This is a genomic window from Glutamicibacter sp. PAEs-4 (genome assembly GCF_051161755.1).
GTDB classification, from domain to species: domain Bacteria; phylum Actinomycetota; class Actinomycetes; order Actinomycetales; family Micrococcaceae; genus Glutamicibacter; species Glutamicibacter nicotianae.
On sequence record NZ_CP195017.1, the window covers coordinates 2238556 to 2253693 of the forward strand.

General features: G+C 59.3%; 15 protein-coding genes. 6 read left to right on the forward strand and 9 right to left on the reverse strand.

Translation table 11 applies throughout. The features are described 5' to 3' along the window. Window positions 1–25: 25 nt before the first annotated feature. A complete protein-coding gene (locus ACR9WD_RS10510; protein ID WP_434922054.1) occupies window positions 26–1657 on the reverse strand; it encodes an ABC transporter substrate-binding protein in 1632 nt (543 codons plus the stop codon). Between the two features lie 227 nt (window positions 1658–1884). Here ACR9WD_RS10510 and ACR9WD_RS10515 point away from each other — a divergent pair, with 227 nt between their 5' ends. After that, complete coding sequence (locus ACR9WD_RS10515; RefSeq protein WP_038990554.1) at window positions 1885–2244, forward strand: hypothetical protein; 360 nt, start codon at window positions 1885–1887, stop codon at window positions 2242–2244. Between the two features lie 170 nt (window positions 2245–2414). Here ACR9WD_RS10515 and mnmA read toward each other — a convergent pair whose 3' ends face one another. From mnmA to ACR9WD_RS10530, 3 genes are read right to left on the reverse strand one after another with little or no spacing between them, the layout of a single operon-like run. Beyond that, window positions 2415–3551, reverse strand: a complete 1137-nt coding sequence (gene mnmA / locus ACR9WD_RS10520) for a tRNA 2-thiouridine(34) synthase MnmA (protein WP_038990555.1) — start codon at window positions 3549–3551, stop codon at window positions 2415–2417. After that, window positions 3548–4783 carry a cysteine desulfurase family protein gene (locus ACR9WD_RS10525; protein WP_073705994.1) on the reverse strand — a complete coding sequence of 412 codons (1236 nt, stop codon included), beginning with the start codon at window positions 4781–4783 and terminating at the stop codon, window positions 3548–3550. Before ACR9WD_RS10525 ends, mnmA begins: the two co-directional genes overlap by 4 nt. 29 nt (window positions 4784–4812) lie before the next feature. Beyond that, window positions 4813–5622, reverse strand: a complete 810-nt coding sequence (locus tag ACR9WD_RS10530; RefSeq protein ID WP_073705993.1) for a hypothetical protein — start codon at window positions 5620–5622, stop codon at window positions 4813–4815. Between the two features lie 112 nt (window positions 5623–5734). Between ACR9WD_RS10530 and folP the strand changes: the two genes are divergently transcribed. Both folP and ACR9WD_RS10540 read left to right on the forward strand, forming a co-directional pair. Next, window positions 5735–6661, forward strand: a complete 927-nt coding sequence (gene folP, locus ACR9WD_RS10535; RefSeq protein ID WP_121867040.1) for a dihydropteroate synthase — start codon at window positions 5735–5737, stop codon at window positions 6659–6661. A gap of 12 nt (window positions 6662–6673) precedes the next feature. Then, complete coding sequence (locus tag ACR9WD_RS10540) at window positions 6674–7432, forward strand: dihydrofolate reductase family protein (protein WP_083586587.1); 759 nt, start codon at window positions 6674–6676, stop codon at window positions 7430–7432. Here the strand turns inward: ACR9WD_RS10540 and ACR9WD_RS10545 are convergent. Continuing rightward, on the reverse strand, window positions 7401–8300 hold the full coding sequence (locus ACR9WD_RS10545; protein WP_158024645.1) for a diacylglycerol/lipid kinase family protein: 900 nt from the start codon (window positions 8298–8300) through the stop codon (window positions 7401–7403). The genes ACR9WD_RS10540 and ACR9WD_RS10545 overlap by 32 nt on opposite strands. A gap of 117 nt (window positions 8301–8417) precedes the next feature. Here ACR9WD_RS10545 and ACR9WD_RS10550 point away from each other — a divergent pair, with 117 nt between their 5' ends. From ACR9WD_RS10550 to ACR9WD_RS10560, 3 genes are all read left to right on the forward strand, one after another. After that, window positions 8418–9317: a J domain-containing protein gene (locus ACR9WD_RS10550; protein WP_121867041.1), complete on the forward strand. Its 900-nt coding sequence runs from the start codon at window positions 8418–8420 to the stop codon at window positions 9315–9317. A 44-nt stretch (window positions 9318–9361) separates the two neighbouring features. Then, on the forward strand, window positions 9362–9823 hold the full coding sequence (locus ACR9WD_RS10555) for a tRNA (cytidine(34)-2'-O)-methyltransferase (protein WP_038990563.1): 462 nt from the start codon (window positions 9362–9364) through the stop codon (window positions 9821–9823). Between the two features lie 124 nt (window positions 9824–9947). Continuing rightward, a complete protein-coding gene (locus ACR9WD_RS10560; protein WP_073705990.1) occupies window positions 9948–10505 on the forward strand; it encodes an anti-sigma factor domain-containing protein in 558 nt (185 codons plus the stop codon). 92 nt (window positions 10506–10597) lie between these two features. Here ACR9WD_RS10560 and ACR9WD_RS10565 read toward each other — a convergent pair whose 3' ends face one another. The 4 genes from ACR9WD_RS10565 to ACR9WD_RS10580 all read right to left on the reverse strand — a co-directional run bounded on the left by ACR9WD_RS10565 (window position 10598) and on the right by ACR9WD_RS10580 (window position 14845). Next, the gene (locus ACR9WD_RS10565) at window positions 10598–11359 is read right to left on the reverse strand and encodes a PIG-L deacetylase family protein (protein ID WP_434922055.1); all 762 of its coding nucleotides are present in this window, start codon (window positions 11357–11359) and stop codon (window positions 10598–10600) included. Further along, complete coding sequence (locus tag ACR9WD_RS10570; protein WP_121867044.1) at window positions 11356–12300, reverse strand: electron transfer flavoprotein subunit alpha/FixB family protein; 945 nt, start codon at window positions 12298–12300, stop codon at window positions 11356–11358. Before ACR9WD_RS10570 ends, ACR9WD_RS10565 begins: the two co-directional genes overlap by 4 nt. Window positions 12301–12312: 12 nt before the next feature. Continuing rightward, window positions 12313–13134, reverse strand: coding sequence for an electron transfer flavoprotein subunit beta/FixA family protein (locus tag ACR9WD_RS10575; RefSeq protein WP_174787696.1), 822 nt, complete (start codon window positions 13132–13134; stop codon window positions 12313–12315). A gap of 190 nt (window positions 13135–13324) precedes the next feature. Then, window positions 13325–14845: a S1C family serine protease gene (locus tag ACR9WD_RS10580; RefSeq protein WP_121867045.1), complete on the reverse strand. Its 1521-nt coding sequence runs from the start codon at window positions 14843–14845 to the stop codon at window positions 13325–13327. Between the last annotated feature and the right edge of the window lie 293 nt (window positions 14846–15138).

Consider the following 15138-nt stretch of genomic DNA (forward strand, 5'->3'; position numbering starts at 1 on the left):
TGCTGTCTGCGAGGCTGGAGCGGAATTACTTGCTCAGCACACCGAGACGGAACTTGAACGAAGCGTCCAGGGTCTTGTCGACGTCCTTGACGTCCTTGCCTGCAATGGCCACCTGGGCACCTTGCAGCAGCGGCAGCGTGGACAGATCCTCGGCGACCATTGTCTGCAGTTCTTCGATGGCCTTGGTGCGCTCGGCAGCGTCGGTCATGCCGCGCTGCTCGGAGATCAGCTTGTCGACCTCGGGATTGTCGTAGTTGTTCGACAGGAAGTTGTCCTTGGCGAAGAACGGCGACAGGTAGTTGTCGGCGTCCGAGTAGTCAGGGAACCAGCCCAGCTGGTAGGCAGGGTAATCCGAGACGCGCTGCTTCTGGTAGGTCACCCATTCGGTGGACTTCAGGTCGACGTCGAACAGGCCATCGGCTTCCAGTTGCTTCTCAACCAGTGCGTATTCGTCACCGGAGTTCGGGCCGTAGTGGTCCGGGTTGTACTGCAGTGCGAGCTTGACCGGAGTCTCGACGCCGGCATCCTCCAGTACCTTCTTGGCCTTGGCGGCATCCGGCTTTCCGTCGGTGCCGTACAGGTCCTTCAGCGGCTCAATCGCACCGGTGAAGCCCTGCGGCACGTAGGAGTAGGCCGGGGTGTAGGTGTCCTTGTAGACGTTCTTCGCGATGGCTTCGCGGTCCACGAGGTGCGCGGCGGCCTGGCGCACGGCCAGCGACTTCGCTTCATCAGCGTCATCGGTCTTGGCGCCGTACGACATGGAATCGAAGTTGAAGACGATGTAGCGCAGCTCGCCGCCTGGGCCCTTGTGAACCACGAGGTTCTCATCCTTGCCCAGGTCCTCGATGTCGGTTGGAGTCAGCGAACGCCATGCGACGTCGATCTTGCCTTCCTGGACTTCGAGCTTCAGGTTGTTGGCGTCGGCGTAGTACTTGATCGCCGCCTTGTCATTGGCAGCTGGGCCCAGCACGCCCTGGTAGGACTCGTTGGCGCTGAACGAGATCAGGTTGTTCTTGTTGTACGAATCAATGACGTACTGGCCGCCGAAGGCCTTGGCCTCAACGATCTCCTGGTCGTCCATGACCTTGTCCGCGGAGAACACTTCGTCATCAACGATCGGGCCGACCGGAGAGGTCAGCACCTGCGGGAAGGTCTGGTCGTTGGCGACCTTCAGCTTGAAGACCACGGTGGTGGCATCTGGCGCTTCGATGGACTCGACGTTGCCAAGCAGCGAGGAAGGACCGTTGGGGTCCGCGATCTTCAGCTGGCGGTCGAAGGTGAACTTGACGTCCTTGGAGTCTAGGTCGTGGCCGTTGGCCCACTTCAAGCCCGACTTCAGCTTGACCGTGTATTCGGTCGGGGTGGTGAACTCTGCGGACTCGGCAAGGCTCATCGATGGGTCCGGGCTGCCCGGCTCGGAGTTGAGCAGGAAGGGGTAGATCTGGTTCATGACCATGAACGAACCGTTGTCGTAGGATCCAGCAGGGTCCAGAGAGGTCACTTTGTCGGTGGTGCCCAGGGTGATCGGGGCGCTGGCATCGCCATTGCCGCCGCCGTCATTGCCACTGTCTGCAGCTTGGGTGCAGCCGGTCAGAGCCAGGGCAGAGATACCCACAACGGCTGCTGCGAGTCGCAGTCCGTTCTTCTTGCGAGTCATGAGTCATCCTTCGTCTAGATACATGCATGCACTGTGATGATTAGCACATGCTTCACATAGCCTATGTGATGCAGGGCACGAAATACGAATGGAAGAGGTGGAAATTTGCAAAAGCGCGGTCTCAACGCCCGCTTTTTGCGCTTCAGCCCATAGCCACGCTAACTCACCATTGCGATGGGCTGGCATGGCTTTCGGGGCGTTCGCCCGGTGGCATAAGCTAGATACCAATGATGACTCGTAGAGACGCGGCAATCGCGTTGGATATCCCAGTAGAAATGGCCAAGAAGCACGGCATCCCGTCGAAGTTGAGCGAAGCCGAGTTTCGTGAACTGAATTCGAACCCGCCTGCATGGCTGGCCCAGTCGCGTGCGAATCGCACCGGCAAACGGCCCGTGTGGATTCACCTGGTCTGCGAAGTCTGCGGCTTCAGCGAATACGAGCGTCCCAAGAAGTGGTGGCCTGCCTTCGATTTCGTGCACTGCCACACGCACTCCCCGGCGCAGCTGCCAAAGCTGGAAAAAGGCAAGACCCGCGTGGAGTACCAGGATATTTCGGCCCATATGTTCGGCATTGTCGACGAGGACTAGAAGCTGTCTCGATCCGTTTCAATTGGCTCGCCCGGCTGCTCGGACATTCCGCGAGCGGGGCAACAACCCATCTTTTGCCCTTTGGCGAAGCTAAAGAGCCTATGACGCAAAGAAGCCCTTGGTTCCATTCTCTTTCGAATGGAACCAAGGGCTTCTTTGCGTCGGCATAATCAGTTGACCTTGCTGGAGTCCCAGGCGCTGGAACGGGCAGAATCGATGGTTGCCTGGCCCAGCACCCGGCTGCCCTGGTAAACGACCATGGTCTGGCCCGGCGCGACTCCGCGCATGCCTTCAGGGAGATTGACTACCAGCTCGTCGCGGCCCTCATCGGAGCGCTCCATGTGAGCCACAGCAGCCACCGGATCGCCGTGCGCACGCACCTGCACCATGCAATCGAAGGTGTCTCCGCTGAAGACTTCAGCGATTGGCACGCCCGCCCAGGAAATGCGGATACCGCGCAACTGGTCCACGGCCAGCAGAGCCTCCGGACCGACGATCACCTTGTTCTCCTTCGGACGGATTTCCAGCACGAAACGCGGTTTTCCATCGGCAGCCGGACGGCCCAGGCGAAGGCCCTTGCGCTGGCCAACAGTGAAGGCCTGCGCGCCTTCGTGCTCGCCAAGCTGGTTGCCCTCGTGGTCGACAATCTCCCCTGGCTTCATCTCAATCCGTTCAGCCAGCCATCCGCGGGTATCCCCATCAGGGATGAAGCAGATGTCGTAGCTGTCGGGCTTGTTCGCGACCGTCAGGCCACGCGCGGCGGCTTCGGCACGGACTTCCGCTTTGGAGGGGGTCTCGGCCAGCGGGAACATGCAGTGCTCCAGCTGCTCGTGGGTCAGCACGCCCAGGACGTAGGACTGGTCCTTGGCCCAGTCCGCGGCGCGGTGCAGCTCCGGGTTGCCCTGCTCGTCGCGCAGCACCTTGGCGTAGTGACCGGTGCAGACCGCATCAAAGCCCAGGGCCAGGGCCTTCTCGAGCAAGGCGGCGAACTTGATCTTCTCATTGCAGCGCATGCACGGGTTCGGGGTGCGGCCGGCCTCGTATTCGGATACGAAGTCATCCACCACGTCCTCGGCGAAGCGGTCAGAGAAATCCCAAACGTAGTACGGGATGCCCAGCTTGTCGCAGGCACGCCAAGCGTCGTTGGAGTCTTCCAAGGTGCAGCAACCGCGCGAACCGGTCCGCAGGGTCCCTGGCATGCGGGACAGGGCCAGGTGCACGCCGACCACATCGTGGCCGGCTTCAACTGCGCGGGCGGCGGCGACCGCCGAGTCCACGCCTCCGGACATCGCTGCTAGTACTTTCATCGTGTAAAACCTGTTCCTGCCGTGTGGATGCTGCTTTCATCGGCTGCCATGCCAGCCTTCTTTGCCTGGGCATATGCTTGCGGCAAAGCCTCTAGTAATGCGTCAACGTCGGCGCGCGTGGATGTATGCCCCAATGTGAAGCGTTGCACACTGCGCGCGGTGCGCGCATCGCGTCCCATAGCCAGCAAAACATGCGAAGGCTGCGGAACGCCAGCGGTGCAGGCCGAACCAGTGGATGAGGCAATGCCCACCATATCCAAGCCGAAGAGCAGGGAATCCCCTTCGCATTCGGGGAAAGTGAAGTGCAGATTGCCGGGCAACCGCTTGCCTTCGTTGGCCTGGTCCCGTGGACCGTTCAGCACGGCTTCTGGAATTAAGCCGCTGATCTTCTCGACAGCGTATTCGCGCAGTTCGCTCAGGCGCGCGGCTTCCTGCTGCAATTCGGCACGCACCGCAGTAGCCGCAGCGGCGAAGCCGGCCGCGTGGGCGGCGTTCAGGGTGCCCGAACGCAGCTTGCGTTCATGTCCGCCGCCGTGCTGCACAGGGGTGAGCACGACATCCCTGCGAACCAGCAGTCCGCCGATACCTACCGGGCCTCCGATCTTATGCGCGCTGATCGCCATGGTGGCCAAATTGGAGGAGGCGAAGTCGACCTCCACCGCTCCGAAGGCCTGGACCGCATCCGAGTGCACAGGGATCCCGTGGCGGCCAGCCAAGGCGGCGAATTCACGAACTGGCTGCACGGTGCCGACTTCATTGTTGGCCCACATCAAGGTCGCCAAGGCAATGCGCTGGTGGTGCTCTGCAAAAAGCTTCTCTGCCGCATCGAGATCAACTACGCCGTCCCCGTCAACGGCCAACCACAGCAAGGTGGCATTCTCGTGGTCCTGCAACCAGGTTGCCGTATCCAGGATCGCGTGGTGCTCGATGCCGGTGAGCACGATGGCGCGCGCCTGTTCGTTGGCCGCTACGCGGTTCCAGAAAAGGCCCTTCAGCGCCAGGTTATCCGATTCGGTTCCGCCAGATGTGAAGATCAATTCGCTGGGGTGCGCCCCGGCGGCATTGGCAATAGCCTGGCGGGCATCATCCACCGTACGGTTGGCACGACGTCCTGCCGTGTGCAAGGACGACGGGTTTCCCGTGCGGGAATATTGCTCGGTGATCGCAGCGAGAGCTGCTGGATTCAGATCGGTGGTTGCCGCGTGATCCAGGTATACGGCGGAAGTATTCATAACTCTTCAATGGTACGGGGTTTGGTGCCCTAGTTAGAATGGCCAATCCGTGTGAATTGGCCGACCTCAATGGCTTCCAGGACCGGATTATTCAGGATCGATTCGATCAATGACGCGGGTCCGCCCAGAATAGTGCAGTCATCGAAGGGTTCGGTTGACAGCATCCACGAGTGGTCTGCTGCAAAGGCCAAGGCAGGGCGCTGGCGCTGGGCACCGTCGGCAGTTATTGCCCATTCGGGTCGCGCCAGGAACTCGGCGTCCGCTTCGAACAGGTGGTAGTTCCGGTATCCGCCACCCAGCTCCAGCAGGTCCGCGTGGATGACCTCGGGGCCAAAGGCCGGCTTCTGCGCTTCGGCGAGCGCCAGTTCGTACTCCCTTTGGTTCTCTTCATCGTTCAAAGCAGGATCCGGTTCGCGCTCAATCTGGATTCGATCACCGCCTTCGATAAAGGCATAGCCTGCCCACAAGCCCACCACGAACTTCTGGTCCTGCGGGGAAGCCGCGACAAGTTCTGCGGCCAGGGCATGCCATTGGGATTCCGGGAGTTGGTCAAGGGGCAGATCGGAATCCACCCAGGCATCCTCGGTTTCAGGACGGCCTTGCGCGTCCAGTCCGGCCACGGTTTCGAAAAGATCGGCCGCGGTGATGATGTGCTTGCGGCTCTGCGCCACCGTCTCCCAGCGCACTAGTTGGTCATCTTCATCCAGGGCTGGGTGCAAGATGCGAACGTAGCGTTCAAAGCCGTGAGGGATTTGGGCAACAACCGTGCTGGGGTCGGCCGATGCGCAAGCGGACGCGATCCATTGCCCGTGATCTGCGGAGAGGTGGGAAAACTGCATGCTCTAAGCCTAGCGAGATCAGCAGAGGAATTCCGTCTCCGTGCCATAGTCGGTGGTATGAATAGAAGAACAACAGATGACTTGTCGAAACCAGCTAAGGGAGCCTTCCTGCATGTTCAAGCCTGACTTCTTGGTTCCCGTCCATGATTTTTCACAGCGTTCCTTGGATTTCTCAAAGCGGATCGCGGTGATGGCCGTGATCAACCGCACCCCGGATTCTTTCTACGATGCAGGGTCGACCTTTGGCTTGGACGATGCAGTAGCCGCTGCCATGCGTGCGGTTGAGGCGGGCGCAGACTGGGTGGACATCGGCGGGGTGCCCTTCTCCCCTGGCCCCGAGCTTCCGTGGCAGGAGGAGGCGGAGCGAATTGTCCCGGTGATCCGCCAAGTGCGCCAACGCAGTTCGGTGATCATCTCGGCCGACACTTTCCACCCCCAGGTGGCGCAAGCCGCCATTGATGCCGGTGCGGATGTCATCAATGACACCACAGGATTTTCCTACCCGGAATTGGCCCAGGTGGTGGCCAAGAACAATGTGCACGTGGTGATCACCCATTCGCTGGCCAAGCCCCGCACCGTCTATCCGCGCCCGCACTATGACGATGTGGTAGACGAAATCCGCCAGTACCTCGTGGAGAAGGTCCAGGTCGCGTTGGATGCTGGTATCTCGCCAGCGAAGATCATTGTCGATCCGGGCCATGACCTGAACAAGAACACCCGCCACACGCTGGACCTGACCGCCGGGTTCCAGGCCTTTGCTGATTTGGGCTATCCGGCATTGGCTGCAGTTTCGAATAAGGACTTCATTGGCGAGACGCTGAACCTGCCGAAGGCCGAGCGCATGGTCGGATCTATGGTGGCAGCAACAATCTGCGCCATGAATGGCGCCCGGATTCTGCGGATGCACAACATTCCTGAATCGGTGCAGACTGTACGCCTGCTAGAAGCAGCTCAGGGTTGGCGGGAACCTGCCTACCAGATTCACAACATGGGGGATGTCAATCCTCCTGCGCACCCAGAACGCGAAGCCAGTAAGTAAGGAGTTCTCCAGATGCGTGCCCTGCTCCCCCATCATTCTGATCAGGTCGATGACCAGTTCCTGCTTGAACGCTACTCCAGCGGGCAACGCCCTTTCGTGCGTTTCAACTTCGTTAGCAGCATCGATGGCAGCGCCCAGGTTGATGGGCTTTCCGGCGGTTTGGGTTCACCGGGTGATCGAAGGATTTTTTCGCTCTTGCGCCGACTTGCCGACGTAATCCTGGTCGGTGCGGGAACGGTGCGTGCCGAGGGATACGAAGGACAGCTCCTATCCGAAGAGGATATGGCATGGCGAATCGAGCGTGGGATGCCACCACAGCCTGTGCTGGCGCTCGTTTCCCACGGATTGCATCTGGAGCCAACTGCGCCGGTCTTTGCCAAGTCTCCGATTCCAGTCTTGGTTTTCACCAGCGTCAACGTATCTGACGAACAGCGTGAGGCTTTCGGACCCAATGTCACGCTCGTGCAGGTTTCTGACAAGGACGGGGGATGCGCGCCGCAGGAAATTGTCGACTACCTGCATTCCCGAGGTCTTGGCTTCATCCATGCCGAGGGTGGTCCCCATATTTTCGGTCAGTTCGCCTCCGCTGGCGCCGTGGATTCGGCTTGCATCAGCCACTCACCGGTGCTGGTGGCAGGCGATGGCATGCGAATTGCGGTTCACGAGCAGCAGGTTTTCCTCCAGTTCGAGCTGCATTCCCTTTTCGAAGAGGGCAGCATGCTCTTCTGCGACTACCGGTTCAGGAGATCAGCTGAATCCCAGCCGGAATAACAGATAGGTCGAATGGCCCCTCGCCGACGTATTCCCCGTCGGCATAGCTGCTCCGACTAGTTTCCACGCGGGCTTGTGCAAGGTGTGCGCTGACTTTCCATGGGTGTGGTGCGCCGGTGAGGATTCTCGGCAGATACGGAAGGACACGCAGAATCCGTGGTCCCCGTACGATCGCCAATTCTGCGGTGCCGTCGGTTATTTCGGCACGCGGGAAGAGCCTGATTCCTCCGCCCAGGGACTTTATATTGGCCAAACTGGCGGCCAGGACACTCCCGCTAAATTCCAGTCCATTGGCCTTGATCTCGCTGTGCCATCCGCGCAGCTGCGGGATGCACAGGATCAGTCCGGCGATGTACCGCAAGGATCCGAGTTGCCGTGGCAGCGCGTTGGCTTTCGCATTGACGGTGGCTTCAAAGCCCCAGGAGACCGCACCCAGCGCATAACGCGGTGATCCCCCGGCCTGGTCAAACCGCAGTTCCAACAGGTCGATGGGCGTCGTTGCTCCCGGTTGCCTGCAAAATGCAATCATCTTGGCCAAGGAATCTTCTGCCTTCGCGTCCCCCGTCATGCGCCAGAAGTCGTTGCCGCTGCCAGCCGGAACAATCCCAACGGGAATCGCAGTACCCGCAACATGCTGGATGCAGTGATGGATCAGGCCATCACCGCCAATAACGATGATGATCCGCGAAGCTCTGAGCCGACCGCCGACCTGTTCCACACTGGTAACCGAGGTATCAACCAGCTCGTGCTCCAGTCCCAGAACCCCCAGCTGTTGAGCAAGTTGCTGGGCACGGCGCCTCCCCCGTCCTCGTCCTGAGGCCGGGTGGAAGATAATTCGAATCTTTTCGGCGTGCGCAAACGAGCTCATGAGCATAGAGATTACCTAGCAACTTGACGCTTCTACAAAGAATTTGCTGGGTTGCGTTCGCTAAAATGGGAAGCACTGGCCATCTGGTCATTTGCACCGAGAGGATTATTCCGTTCAATGAGCACACCAAGTCCCTATGAAATTCTTGGTGTCGCGCCCACTGCGAGCTTGGAAGAGATCAAGATCGCATACCGGAGAGCCGCTCGCGCCACGCATCCAGATCTCGGTGGCAGCGAAGACAAGTTCAAAGAAGTGCAGCGTGCTTTCCAGCAGCTGAACGATCTGGCAGCTCCGCTGGACTATGAGCAGAGCTTCCCGGCTCCGGGCAACGCTCCGCGCGCCGGATTCAGCGCCCGTCCGTTCGACGAGCGCTTGCGCAAGAGCCCACAGCAACCCAAGGCCCAGTTGCCCACCGAGTATGTACCGCCATTGTCAGAATCCTCCTTGGCGCTGCCGGACAAGAAGATCTGTGAGCAGCGGGTACACGGAGAGCCTCGCAAGCGCGGCCTGTTCTCCAACCGATCGAGGCTGCTTCGCGAAGCCCAGACCATCAACTTGCTGGCCAAGAATGTAATGAATATCTTGCCGGCGGCCCGTTTGGTCAATGGATTGCGTTCGCCGGCATCCGGCCACTACGACCATGTGCTGTTTGCAGGTTACCGCATGGCAGTGATCAACACGATGACGTTGCCCGATGGCTATTATTCCTTTGACGGCAACGTTTTGCGCCACGGCAATAAGCTGACGCAGCCTCCGCAGTTCTCCATCTCCGGAATGCAACGCCAGTTCATGCACATGAACGTTGTCGCGTTCACCCTGGTGCTTTCTGCCAACGGCAATCATCACGAACCGGTCATCGAGTACCGCCGCAATGCCGATCCAACCCTGGCATCGACGCCGAATGTGCTCAACGCCGCGGGATTGATCCGCGAGTTGAAACTCTTCCTGGGCTCCGGTCCATCGCCAAATGTTGTTGACCGTCTGGCCCTGGCGAAGTTGCGTGAGGCGATGTACTAAGGTCAATGGCTTAAATCTTCATAGCGAGAGCTTAAACTAGTTGAGTGTTTCGTATCGTTTTCAATGCCCCAGAGATCCCGGGTAATTCCGGCAATGCCATCCGACTAGCAGCCATCACCGGCGCAGAACTGCATCTGGTGAAGCCGCTGGGCTTCAACTTCGAGGATGCCAACCTGCGTCGCGCTGGATTGGACTACCACGATCTGGCCAACGTCACGGTGCATGAAAATCTTGATGCTGCCTTTGATGCGTTGGGCGAAGGCCGGGTCTACGCCTTCACCTCCGAAGGAACCACTGTCTACTCGGACATCAGCTACGAGACCAGCGACATCCTGCTCTTCGGCCGTGAATCTGTTGGATTAAGCGCAGAGGATAAGCAGCATCCTCGCGTCACCGATTTGGTCCGCTTGCCAATGCTTCCAGGACGCCGCTCGATGAACCTGGCCAACACAGCATCCGTAGTGGCCTTCGAAGCGTGGCGCCAGCACGGCTTCGCTGGCGCATAAAGTACCAGCTCGCCAACGCCACGCGTACAGCTTTACCTAATCTTTATAAAGTAGGCTCGAGTCTGTACCCGCAGTTTCACGGGTATTGAACTGTGCCGACTACATTTCGGGAGATTCCAAGACCATGAACGGTAGCCATTCCCAGCACCGCGACGAACCCCAGGACGAGAACCTGGGTCTAGACCTGGTGAGCCAAGTGGCCAGCAGTTCACGTGCAGCGAAGAAAAAGCCCAAGCGCTGGATCTTCGCAGTTACAGGACTTGCCATCATCGTTGTCCTAGCGTTGGTGATTTTCACCCTGCTCAATGGAGGCACGAAAGCATCTAAGGCATCCAAAGCCGATGATGCGGTCACCCAGACCGTCGAGTTGAAGAGCGGCGGGCAAGCGGTGCTCAGCTCCTCCGAGTCCGAAAATGCTGTGGGTGTCGAGCTTTCCGAGCTGCCGGCCTTGGACGGGTCGGAACAGTACGTTGCTTGGGCCGTGCATGAGTCCGGCAGTGTCTCGGTGATCGTTTCCAGCACCGGTGAAGACGCCTCGGCTGGACTGACCCCAGCCGATGATGTGATTGCGCTTCACATCACCATTGAGGGTGCCAAGATCCCGGACATGCCATCTGAAGATGCTGAAGCTTCAGTGGACCTTCCGCTGGCCCAAGACCAGGAAACGCAGGACGCGAGCTAGCAACTCACCACCGGCTAAGCAAAGAGCTCGGGTCGAAGACCATTTAATGATCTTCGCCCCGAGCTCTTTTCATATGCACATCACCCGGATCGCTAGAACCCGGCAATCGTGTCGCTGGCGTTCACCGCCACTGCGTGGAAGGCTTCGGCAAGCTTGCCTTTTCCTAGTTGTCCCCGCACGGCGTTTTCTTCGCACTGCTGCAGAACATAGTTTTCCATGGCCGCAACGTCCGGATGCTGCGTGAAGTGCGAACGCAAGGCATCCATCTTCTTGCCGAAGAATTCGGTGATGTCCACGTAGGCATTCTCGCGTTCCTGCGGAGCGCCGCACAACCAGAGCCAAGGCACCTTGTACGGTTCCAGTCCTTCGGCATGCAGCAGTTCTGGATAGGAGAACGGATTCTCCACCGCCGGATATATCGCGCGAGTGACCGCTTCACCGCAAGCCAGATGATCTGGGTGCGAGGCCTGGATCCGATCCCACTTGCGCTCTGGGTGCATGGCAATCACGATAGTAGGCCTCACCTGGCGCATCAGCCGTACCACCTTGCGCATGACATCGTGGTTGGCTTCCAAGAAGCCGTCGCGTTCACCGAGGAAATGGACGGTCTTCACGCCCACCTTGGCCGCGGCCTGCTTCTGCTCTTCATGGCGGAGCCTGGCTGTTTCGTCGGGATCCCGATCATCAAAGCCTCCGGCGTCTCCGTCGGTCATGATGCAATACTGGACTTCTGCACCCGCAGCGGTCAGTGCCGCGATGGTGCCGGCCGCCCCAAAATCCAGATCATCCGGGTGGGCGCCGAAGGCCAGAACCCGCTGGGAGCCTGTGCCAATGAATCGCGTTGTATCGATCATGCCTTGCGACGTCGGATCTCTTCGGCTGCCTGCGGCAGGACCTTGGCCAAGTCGCCAACGATGCCCAGGTCGGCAATTTCAAAGACTGGAGCGTCGACATCCTTGTTGATGGCAATGATGAATTTGCTGGTCTGCATGCCTGCCTTCTGCTGGATTGCTCCGGAGATGCCTGCAGAGATGTACAGCTGCGGTGCGACGGTTACACCAGTTTGGCCGATCTGCGCATCATGCGAGATCCAGCCGGCATCAGTTGCTGCTCGAGAAGCGCCCACGGCGGCTCCCAGGGCATCCGCGAGGTCTTCAACCGGACCGAAATCTCCATTGACACCACGTCCGCCAGCAACCACGACGCGCGCTTCGGTCAGTGCCGGGCGGTCGCTGGCTGCTTTGGCCTCGGCGGCCGCAATACGGACCTTGGCATCGCTGGAATCCTCCAGCGCCAGTTCTTCTACCGCCAACGGGATGTTGGCAGCAGCAGGAGCGTCCTCGATGCTGTTTGGCTTCAAAGTGGCGAAGAGAGTCCCGTTGGTTGGCTTGGCCTGAACGCTGTAGCTTCCGGCCAGCTCGTCCTTGGTCGCCACCAAGTCACCGGTGATGCCAATGACGTCAGTGATAATCGCACCGTTGTGGCGGACAGCCAGGCGGGCCCCGAGTTCACGGCTGAAGTTGTCGTTGGCAAGCAAAACCAATCCGGCGCCGGTAGCCTGTAGGGCTGCGTCAAGCACGGAAAGCTCGTGCTGTCCGAAAACCTGCGCTTGGCTGGAGGCGGTGTAGAGCTTCACCACGCCGTAAGAAGCTAGCACTTCCTGTGCTGCGGCGCTGACTTCGCTTGCAACGGCCACAGCTGGGTTCTCGAAGCCGGATGCCAGGGTCAGCAGTTCGCGTTGGGCTTTGGACGGTGCTTCGGAAAATTCAGAGAAAAATACAAGGGCTGAAGGCATGTTCAATATTCCTTAGATCAGCTTCTGTTCGGCCAAGAAATCAACCAAGGCAATGCCTGCCTGGCCGCTGTCGTTGATGACAGTTCCAGCTTCACGTGCAGGACGGGCTTCGGCTCCGATAACCTCGGTGTTCGAACCAATGGCCCCAACAGCCGCAGCATCCAAGCCGATAGCCGCCAAATCCAGCTCGGTAACGGTCTTCTTCTTGGCGGCCATGATGGCCTTGAAATTCGGATAGCGGGGCTCATTGGCCTGGTCGGTGACCGAAAGCACTGCAGGCAGGCTAGCTGTCAGGGTCAAGGTACGATCCAGATGATCGCGCTTGATCGCCAGTTCGCGCTGTGCTGCGTCGAACTCGACGGCGAGCGCGTGAGTCAGCTGTGCAAAGCCCAGTCGCTCTGCGAGCTGAGCTGGGACAACCGAAGTCTCTGCGTCAGTCGAGGACATGCCGGTAACAACCAGGTCCACGTTGCCAACATAATCAACCAGAGCGGCAAGTGCTTTGGACGTGGCGACGGTATCGGAGCCGGCCAGGGCTTCATCGCTGAGATGCAGGCCAGAACTGGCGCCCATCTGCAAGGCCTTCTTGACCGAGTTGCCCGCCCCCTTACCACCCATGGTCGCAGCGATGACTTCATGCCCGGCCGCGAATCCACCGTTGGCTTCCACGATGGAAACGGCGGCTTCGACAGCGTATTCGTCCAACTCCGAGAGGACTGATTCCGCACGGTCCAGGCGCAGCGTCCCCGAATCGATGTGACGGTCAAATTGAACATCTGGGACGTGTTTGACCAGGACCACTATTTTCAGTGGCGTGGTGCTTTCCTCGCTCATTCGCGCCTTCCTACAAGCATCCATGCCCACTCCGGTGCAAAACACGGGCGCAGGCTTATTCCTTCAACCTCTATCGTATCGACACAATGCAGTTCATCGGGCGTTTATCGCTCTGAGAACATCAAGTGACGCAGGCTGGTTGGTCACCAGCCTGCGTCACTTGATCCACAGCGTCATCATGACGATTTGTTTAGTTATTTGACAGCGTCCCGACCGTTGCGGTTGCGGTATGCTCCTGACCATTGCGAAGATAGGTGATTTTCGCTTCTCCCCCGGCAGGAATCTCGCGAATGGCGGCGGTCACCGTCTGCGAGTCCTGGACCGCGCGGCCATTGACGCCGGTGATCACGTCGCCGGATTTCAAGCCCGCCTTGTCAGCTGCGGAGTCGGGGCTGATTTCAACAATGCGGGCACCAACCGAGAAGGCCGATGCGTTCTGCTGGTTGGATCCCGAGGCGCCCTGTGGCGTCACCGTGGCACCGAGCAGACCGTGCGTTGCGACGCCGTTGTCGATCAGTTCCTGGGCAACACGCTTTGCATAGTCGATAGGGATAGCGAAGCCCACGCCAATCGAACCGCCTTCCTCGCTGTTGCCAGCCGAGGCGATGGCGACGTTGACGCCGATAATTTCACCATTGGCATCCACCAGTGCGCCGCCGGAATTGCCGTGGTTAATCGCCGCGTCGGTCTGGATGACATTCACGTAGATCGAACCGCTTGATTGCTGCTGTTGCTGTTCTTGCCCGGGGAATTGGAAGTTGAACCGATTGCCGTCTCCGCCATCACTCTGGTCGCTTTCCTCGGGCACGGCCGAAGACGCGATGGAGATAGTGCGGTTGAGGGTGGAAATGATGCCGTCGGTGACGGTGCCGCTCAGGCCCAGGGGGGCGCCAATGGCGACCGCGGTATCCCCGACGTTCAGTTCGGCCGACGAGCCCAAGGTGGCAGGAACCAGACCATCGGCCTGGATGTTGATGACAGCCAGATCCGATAGCGGATCGGTTCCGACGACAGTGGCGCTATGCACGGTACCGTCGTTCATCTGAACCGAAATCTTTGGATTGGCAACTTCTCCGCCCAGGGTGACCACGTGGGTGTTGGTCAGAATGTTTCCCTTGTCATCCAAAACGATGCCCGAGCCGGATCCGCCGGAGCCGTTGCCTGATACTTCGATGGTCACCACACTGGGACTGGCCTTGGCGGCGGCGGCGGTGACTTCGGTGACTTTGTCCGGATTGTTGATCACCACTCCTTCGCGCGGCGAGCTGGTGACCGAGGAAGAGCCTGCATTGTCATTCATGAGATAGGTGGTGCCAGCGGCGGTGACGCCGCCGACCAGTGCCGCCGCGACCATTCCCGCGATGAGGGTGCTGCCGGAGAAGGACTTCTTGTTCTGGGAAGGCTTCTCCGGTGGGACTGGGTAGTGCGCTGGCTCGTTGGGCGGCATGGCGTAGCCCGAACCGTAGGGAGATCCGTTCTGGACTGGCTGGGCATCGGAATGCTGGCCATGTTGATGGGCCGAATTCTGCGTGCTGTCGGCAGCCGCCGTTGGGTAAGCGCTGGTTGGCTGCTCGCTGGCGCTTGGGCCCGGGTTCACCCGCGGGTAGCTCACTGTTGGTTCACTCGAAGCCACTGGGTCGGTGTTGTTGTTCTTTGGTTCTGATGAATTGCCCGCATCGTTCCCACGTGGCTCATTCGGTGTCTGGCTCATGGCTTGCCTCTTTCGAACTGTCGAATTCTCTTGAGTTCAATTATTCAACTCAGGTCTGTGGCATCGAATTGTGGTGTCTGAGCACCTGCTGTGAGTTAACTATTCTGCCAGCTGAATGGCGTAGACGTGGTTCATTAGGGCAAATAGAATCAATCATAAGTGTGAACCCAATCTCTGGGGATTGCCAGATCGGCCCTCTCCTGATCTTCGGATTGGCTGTTGTATTTCAGGCGGGAAACAAGACATGCGTATGAAAGCTAGACGGCTCATTGCTGGAGCACTATTGGCAGCTG

What these genes read in the sequence shown, in the direction of transcription:
- ACR9WD_RS10510 (WP_434922054.1), bottom strand. Translation starts at nt 1,657, where the DNA reads ATGACTCGCAAGAAGAACGGACTGCGACTCGCAGCAGCCGTTGTGGGT.
- ACR9WD_RS10515 (WP_038990554.1), top strand. Translation starts at nt 1,885, where the DNA reads ATGATGACTCGTAGAGACGCGGCAATCGCGTTGGATATCCCAGTAGAA.
- mnmA (WP_038990555.1), bottom strand. Translation starts at nt 3,551, where the DNA reads ATGAAAGTACTAGCAGCGATGTCCGGAGGCGTGGACTCGGCGGTCGCC.
- ACR9WD_RS10525 (WP_073705994.1), bottom strand. Translation starts at nt 4,783, where the DNA reads ATGAATACTTCCGCCGTATACCTGGATCACGCGGCAACCACCGATCTG.
- ACR9WD_RS10530 (WP_073705993.1), bottom strand. Translation starts at nt 5,622, where the DNA reads ATGCAGTTTTCCCACCTCTCCGCAGATCACGGGCAATGGATCGCGTCC.
- folP (WP_121867040.1), top strand. Translation starts at nt 5,735, where the DNA reads ATGTTCAAGCCTGACTTCTTGGTTCCCGTCCATGATTTTTCACAGCGT.
- ACR9WD_RS10540 (WP_083586587.1), top strand. Translation starts at nt 6,674, where the DNA reads ATGCGTGCCCTGCTCCCCCATCATTCTGATCAGGTCGATGACCAGTTC.
- ACR9WD_RS10545 (WP_158024645.1), bottom strand. Translation starts at nt 8,300, where the DNA reads ATGAGCTCGTTTGCGCACGCCGAAAAGATTCGAATTATCTTCCACCCG.
- ACR9WD_RS10550 (WP_121867041.1), top strand. Translation starts at nt 8,418, where the DNA reads ATGAGCACACCAAGTCCCTATGAAATTCTTGGTGTCGCGCCCACTGCG.
- ACR9WD_RS10560 (WP_073705990.1), top strand. Translation starts at nt 9,948, where the DNA reads ATGAACGGTAGCCATTCCCAGCACCGCGACGAACCCCAGGACGAGAAC.
- ACR9WD_RS10565 (WP_434922055.1), bottom strand. Translation starts at nt 11,359, where the DNA reads ATGATCGATACAACGCGATTCATTGGCACAGGCTCCCAGCGGGTTCTG.
- ACR9WD_RS10570 (WP_121867044.1), bottom strand. Translation starts at nt 12,300, where the DNA reads ATGCCTTCAGCCCTTGTATTTTTCTCTGAATTTTCCGAAGCACCGTCC.
- ACR9WD_RS10575 (WP_174787696.1), bottom strand. Translation starts at nt 13,134, where the DNA reads ATGAGCGAGGAAAGCACCACGCCACTGAAAATAGTGGTCCTGGTCAAA.
- ACR9WD_RS10580 (WP_121867045.1), bottom strand. Translation starts at nt 14,845, where the DNA reads ATGAGCCAGACACCGAATGAGCCACGTGGGAACGATGCGGGCAATTCA.